The organism is Streptomyces sp. DT190 (genome assembly GCF_049846985.1).
Lineage (GTDB): Bacteria > Actinomycetota > Actinomycetes > Streptomycetales > Streptomycetaceae > Streptomyces.
Genome location: NZ_JBNCNM010000004.1, coordinates 28,068 through 34,429 on the forward strand (window position 1 = coordinate 28,068; position 6,362 = coordinate 34,429).

The window sequence follows — 6,362 nt, forward strand, 5'->3', positions numbered from 1 at the left end:
CCCCCACCCCCCCCCCCCACACCCACCTCTCCCGCCCACAAACCCCAGCCGGCCGCGCGGGGGGCCCCCCCCACGACGTCGACGCGGGCGCGGACGGGACCACGGAGGGCCTGAGCAGGCGTCAGCGGGTCTCAGGGGCCTCAGGGGCCTCAGGGGCCTCAGGGGCCTCAGGGGCCTTCGGCAGGGAGGGCAGGCCGGCCAGGTCGGGGGCGGGCAGTTCGCTGTCGACCAGGGTCGCGGCGACGGTGTTGACGAGGCCGCTGACGACGGCGTTGACGGCCGGGGTGACCTGGGCGGACTCGCCGGAGGTGACGGCCTTCAGCAGACCGGCGTTGGCCTTCTCCAGGGCCTCCAGGGCCTCGGCCACCAGCCCTTCCGGCACCTCGGCCCGGTCCTCGACGGGCGCGGGCAGCGTGCTGGCCTGCGGCAGGGAGCCGGTCGGGCCGGTGGTGCCGGGCGCGGCCGGGCCGGTGGTGCCGGGCGCGGCCGGGTCGGTGGTGCCGGGCGCGGCCGCGGCGGGGCCGGCGGTCGCCTGGTCGATGGCGTCCTGCACCGAGGTGCTCAGTTCGGCCGCCTGGGAGGGCGGCAGTTGTCCGCCGTCCGCCTTGAGCACGGCGGTCAGCAGGTCGGCGACCGGGGTGAGCACACCGCCGAGTTCGCCCAGTCCCTCGACCTGGCCGAGCAGTGCGTCCGCGTCGGGGACGGGAGCCCGGGACGCCGTGGGGGCGCGCTCCGGGACGGAGGCGCTGTCGGCGGCCACGGCCACGGGCCCGGTGACCCCGAGCAGCAGCGTGGCGCAGAGCGCGGGGGTCGCGATTCGCCGTGCGGGCAGACGCATGGGGGTTCCTTTCGGTGGTGCGTCGGATCTTGTGCCCACCGTGGGAGCGGCCGGAACACTCCGCAACCGAGCGAACGCACCAGGTCAGCCCCGTTCCCGTGAGCGCGCGGCGTCCCCGCTGGTGAGGCGGCGTGCGCGCGAGCGGCCCGACGGGGCGCGCACCCGCCCCCGTTCGGGGCAACGCGCGCGCCGGGCGGGGGACGACGCGAACCGGCCGCCCTCCCGCGTGGTCCCACGGGAAGGCGGCCGGTCGGGGTTCCGGAACGACGTCAGTCGTTCTCGCACTCGTTGCCGAACGCCGGGTTCAGCAGGCCGATGATGTCGACCGTGTTGCCGCAGACGTTGACCGGGATGTGCAGCGGAACCTGGACGACGTTGCCGGACAGCACACCCGGGGAGTGGGCGGCGGCGGCCTGCGCGCCGCTGTCGGCGGCGGCGATGCCGGTGCTGCCCGCGACAGCGGCAGCGGCAGCGGAGGTCAGGACCAGGCCCTTCGCGATACGCGACATGGAGAGGTGCTCCTTGGGGGTTGACACAAACATCCGGGCGGATGCCCGGCGCTGTGTCAACGCGCGGCGTGGGCGCGAGTTGTGCCGCCAAAGGAGTGATCTGGCCGCGGCGACCCCCTTCACGATTCCGACACACACGCCCGGTTTCTACGGAAAAGTACCGTTGGCGACTACAGTTGCGGACCTCTCAACACACCCAGCCAGCAAGCAGATCGCACTGATGACGGCCCCGTGACACGACTTACGCAAGGCCCCGCCGGTCCCGAGCGGACCGCTGAGTCTCGCTCGCCCTTTCGACCGGCCACCCGGGGAGACCACGTTCCGCGAAGCCCTGCGGTGGGGTGGTGACCAGGAGCCGTCCGGCTCGTTGCCCAGCGGGACGCGGCATGCGCCGGCGCGGCATCCGGCGCTGTCGGCACCCGGCAGTGAGGCGCGTTCCCGCCGTCCCGAGCGCCGTCCGTGAGCGAGGAAAACCGCGCATGCACCTGCCATCGAACGACCCTTCGCCACGGGTCCTCCACCTCACCCAGCCCGTGGACGGCGGCGTCGCCCGGGTCGTGACGGACCTGGCGCGGGCCCAGCTCGCCGCGGGCCTGCACGTCACCGTCGCCTGCCCCGAAAGCCCCCTCGCGGACCGGCTGACCGCGCTCGGCGCGCAGGTCCGGCCCTGGGCGGCCACCCGCGCGCCGGGGCCGTCGATCGGCGGCGAGGTACGGCGGCTCGCCCGGATCGTCGCGGACGTCCGGCCCGATCTCGTGCACGCGCACAGCGCGAAGGCCGGACTGGCCGGGCGGCTCACCGTGCGGGGGCGGATCCCCACCGTGTTCCAGCCGCACGCCTGGTCGTTCGAGGCGGTCGGCGGCACCACCGCAGCCCTGGCGCGCGGCTGGGAGCGGTGGGCGGCGCGCTGGGCCGATCGGGTGGTGTGCGTGAGCGAGGCGGAACGCCGGCTCGGGGCCGGGGCCGGGATCCGGGGGCGGTGGAGCGTCGTGCCCAACGGCATCGACGTCGAGCGCTTCCGTCCGGCCGTGGCGCGGACCGTACGGGAGCGGCTGCTGCCGGACCTCGATCCGGGGGCGCCGCTGGTGGTCTGCGTGGGGCGGCTGTGCCGGCAGAAGGGGCAGGACGTCCTGCTGACGGCGTGGGAGTCGGTGCTGCGGCGGGTGCCGGAGGCCCGGCTGGTGCTGGTCGGCGACGGCCCGGACCAGGGCAGGCTGCGGGCCCTGGCCCCCCGGTCGGTGCGGTTCGCCGGGGACGTCGCCGACGTCGTGCCCTGGTACCAGGCGGCGGACCTGGTGGTGCTGCCCTCGCGCTGGGAGGGCATGGCCCTGGCGCCGCTCGAGGCCATGGCGTGCGGGCGGCCGGTGGTGGTGACGGACGTGGGCGGGGCCCGGGAGAGCCTGCCGCCCGGCCTCGCCCCGCACTGCCTGGTGCCCGCCGTCGCCCCGGCGGCCCTGGCCGGGGCCGTCGCCGGGCTGCTGCCGGACGCGCCGCTGCGCGCGTCGCTGGGCGACTCGGGCCGCCGGCACGTCCTGACCACGCACGACGTGCGCCGCACGGCTCAGGCGGTCGCGGACGTGTACCGCGAACTCCTGGACGGGCGCGCCGTGTCCACCGAGCACAGGGAGACAGTCCACTCGTGACCGCGGAAAGCACCGTCCCCCCTCCCGCCGGACAGCCCCGGGACCTCGGATCCACGCAGGTGACACTGCTGCCGCCGCGCGGCAACCCGGCGGGTTTCCGCCCGGCCGCCGGGCGGCCCCCGGCCCGGCCCGTCTCGCCGCTGCCGCTGCTCGCCGCGGACGGCACCGCCGCCGTGCTGGGCGCGCTGGCGCTCACCGGCACCCAGCGCCACCCGCTGCTGCTGGGCGTGCTGGTGGCGGTCTCGCTGCTGCTGCGTCCGCGCCACGAGGCGCGCGTGCCGGCCCTGCTGGACGAACTGCCCGCCGTGAGCGGCCGGATCGCCGTGGCCTGGCTGGCGCTCGGGGCGTTCACGGCGGCCCAGGCCCCGCAGCACGTGCTCTCCGCCCGGACGCTGCTGGCCGGTTTCCTGCTGCAGACCGCGGTGAGCTGCGCCGGGCGCGGCGCGGTGCACGCCCACCGGCGCGTTGAGCTGCTGCGCCGGCCGCGGGCCGCGCTCGTGGTCGGGCCCGCCGCGACCGCGCAGCGGGTGGCCGCGGCCGTGCTGCGCCATCCGCGGTACGGGGTGCGCCCGGTGGGGGTCGTCGCCGACGCGCCGGACGGCGCCGAGGGACTGCCCGTGCTGACCACGGGTGAGGAGGTGCAGCGGGCGCTGATCCAGAACGGGGTGCGCGAGGTGCTGGCCGTGCACCCCTCCGTGCGGGCCGGGCAGGGGCCGCTGCTGCGGGCGCTGGCCGAGTCGGGCTGCACGGTCTGGGAGATCGACCCGGACGTGCCGTCGTACCGGTCGCGGGACCGGATCGCCGGGTTCTCCTGCCGTCGCCTCGACCTGGGCGCGCTGCCGCGCGGCGGCGCCGCCAAGCGGGCCCTGGACGTCGTGGTGTCCGGGGCGCTGCTGCTGCTGGTCAGCCCGCTGCTGCTGGTGTGCGCGGTGGTGCTGCGGGCGAGCGACGGGCCGGGGGTGGTGTTCCGGCAGGAACGGATCGGCAAGGACGGGCGGCCCTTCACGCTGCTGAAGTTCCGCACCCACCGCCCGGTCGACGAGCACGAGTCGGCGACCCGCTGGAGCGTCGCGGACGAGCGCCGCATGCCGTGGTTCTGCCGCTTTCTGCGCCGCACCTCGCTGGACGAGCTGCTGCAGCTGTGGAACGTGCTGCGCGGCGACATGAGCCTGGTCGGACCGCGGCCGGAACGCCCCTACTTCGTGGCCCAGTTCGGCCAGAGCCACCCCGGTTACGCGGCCCGGCACCGGATGCGGACCGGCATCACGGGCCTGTCCCAGGTGCGCGGGCTGCGCGGGGACACCTCGATCGAGGACCGGGCCCGGTACGACAACGCCTACATCGACGACTGGTCGCTGTGGCAGGACGTGTGCCTGCTGCTGCGTACGGCGGCCGCGCTCGTGCGTCCGACGGGGAGCTGAGCGCGCATGACCCGGGTCGGGGCGCACGCGCCCGTTCTTCCCCTGCTGGCCGTCGTCGTCCTGCTCGCTCTGCCGCTGGGCCCGGGCGGCGGCGAGGGCGGCGCCGGTCCGGCCGACGCGGTGTCCGCGCTGGTCGTGCTGTACTGCGCCGTCCGGCTGGTCCGCGACCGGCGGCGGCCGCTGTCCCGTACGGCGGCGGTGGTGCTGGGGCTGCCGGTGCTCGGGGTGGCCGTCGCCGCGATGGGTGCGGTGTCGCCGGGCGAGGGGCTCACCGGCCTCGGCCGCTACCTCCAGGTCTTCGTGCTGGTCCCGGCGGCCGTGCTGCTGCTCCTGCGGGACCGGGCCGACTTCCGGCTGCTGGCCTGGTCGTTCGTGGGGCTCGCGGTGTGGCAGGGGGCGGTCGGGGTGCACCAGTACGCGACCGGGACCGGCGCGTCGTACCAGGGGCGGCCGGTGCGGGCCGTGGGCACGTTCGGGGCGCAGGACGTGATGGGGATGGCGACGGTCGTCTCGCTCGGCCTGGTGTGCGCGGTGGGCCTCGCGCTCGGCGCCGGGCCCGTACGGCAGCGGATCATCGGGCTGGCCTGCGCGCTGGCGCTGCTGCCGCCGCTCGCGCTGTCCTTCAGCCGCGGGGCGTGGATCGCGACGGCCGTGACGGTCACGGCGCAACTGCTGCTGTCCGGGCTGCGGCGGGCGCTGACCGCCGGGGCGGTGGTGGCCGCGGCGAGCATGATCCTGGTGGGCGGCTTCGGGGTCGGTACGGCGATGCTGCAGGAGCGGATGAGCAGCATCACGCGGGTCGCGGACGCGCCCGACCAGTCGGTGACCGACCGGTACACCATGTGGGCGGCGGCGACCGGGATGTGGGGGGAGCATCCGGCGACCGGCGTGGGGCTCAAGGGCTTCCCCGAACACCGGGACGCGCACGCCTCCCTGGCCCTGTCGGCGGGCAGCGACACGGAGGGCGCGGGTGCGGCCTTCCGCAAGCAGCCGCTGCTGTCCCCGCACAACATGTACCTGCTCATCCTGTCCGAGCAGGGCCTGCTGGGCCTTGTGGCCCTGGCGGGCAGCTGGCTGGCGCTCCTGCTGTGCGCGGTGCGCGCCCTGTGGCACACCCGGCGGGCCTGCGCCCCGGGCCTGGACTGCGGCCTCGTCGCCTGCGGCCTGCTGGTCTGGCAGCTGACGGACTTCGCCTACGCCGACATCGGCGGCCCGTCGACGGTCCTGACGGCGATGTGCTTCGGCCTGGCGGCGTGGTGGGGCCTGACCGCCGCGAACGCCGGGCCGCGGCCCGGTGGGTCCGGCGCCGGGTCCGGTGCCCGGGCCCTCGCGGAAGGGACACCGGCACGATGACGGTGACGCCTGAACAGACCGGCGCGGGCGGGGGGACGACGGTCCCGGGCGCCTCGGGCACGAGCCGTCCCGGCACGGCCGGCGGCCGCTCCCTCCCCGGCGCGGTCCCGCCCCGCCGCCGGACACCGGTGACCGGCCCCCGCACCGCCGCCGACGGCCGGCCGGCGCCCACCCCACCGTCCCCGAACACCGGCGAACCCTCCACCGGTCCGCAAGCCACGATCTCCGGAACGCCCCCAACGTCTGGCATGACGCCCTCGGCACAGCAGCACACCCCGACGACCGGCACGCCCCCGGCCGCCCCCCGGCCCACGGCCCCGCCACCCGCTGCGGCCCTCACCCGCACACCGGCCGAAGGCGAGCCCCCCACCGGTCCGCGGGCCACGACCCCTGGACCGCCGCCAACGACCGGCACGACGCCCTCGGCACAGCAACCCACCCCGACGACCGGCACGCCCCCGGCCGCCCCCCGGCCCACGGCCCCGCCATCCGCTGCGGCCCCCACCCGCACACCGGCCGACGGCGAGCCCCCCACCGGTCCGCGGGCCACGACCCCTGGACCGCCGCCAACGACCGGCACGACGCCCTCGGCACAGCA

The 6,362-nt window shown here is 76.8% G+C and carries 5 protein-coding genes; 3 read left to right on the top strand and 2 right to left on the bottom strand.

Going from position 1 to position 6,362, the window contains the following annotated elements; translation table 11 throughout:
- Positions 1–121: 121 nt before the first annotated feature.
- Together ACPXCS_RS09845 and chpG are read right to left on the bottom strand one after the other, a co-directional pair.
- Positions 122–838: a hypothetical protein gene (locus ACPXCS_RS09845; protein ID WP_425947161.1), complete on the bottom strand. Its 717-nt coding sequence runs from the start codon at positions 836–838 to the stop codon at positions 122–124.
- A 269-nt stretch (positions 839–1,107) separates the two neighbouring features.
- On the bottom strand, positions 1,108–1,347 hold the full coding sequence (chpG, locus tag ACPXCS_RS09850) for a chaplin ChpG (RefSeq protein ID WP_030838293.1): 240 nt from the start codon (positions 1,345–1,347) through the stop codon (positions 1,108–1,110).
- A 479-nt stretch (positions 1,348–1,826) separates the two neighbouring features.
- Here chpG and ACPXCS_RS09855 point away from each other — a divergent pair, with 479 nt between their 5' ends.
- The 3 genes from ACPXCS_RS09855 to ACPXCS_RS09865 are packed head-to-tail and all read left to right on the top strand — an operon-like array spanning position 1,827 to position 5,764.
- The gene (locus ACPXCS_RS09855; protein WP_425947163.1) at positions 1,827–2,990 is read left to right on the top strand and encodes a glycosyltransferase; all 1,164 of its coding nucleotides are present in this window, start codon (positions 1,827–1,829) and stop codon (positions 2,988–2,990) included.
- Entirely contained in the window at positions 2,987–4,411 is a 1,425-nt protein-coding gene (locus ACPXCS_RS09860) for an exopolysaccharide biosynthesis polyprenyl glycosylphosphotransferase (protein WP_425947164.1), read from the top strand. The genes ACPXCS_RS09855 and ACPXCS_RS09860 overlap by 4 nt, the downstream gene beginning before the upstream one ends.
- A 6-nt stretch (positions 4,412–4,417) precedes the next feature.
- Positions 4,418–5,764, top strand: a complete 1,347-nt coding sequence (locus tag ACPXCS_RS09865; RefSeq protein ID WP_425947166.1) for an O-antigen ligase family protein — start codon at positions 4,418–4,420, stop codon at positions 5,762–5,764.
- Positions 5,765–6,362: the final 598 nt, after the last annotated feature.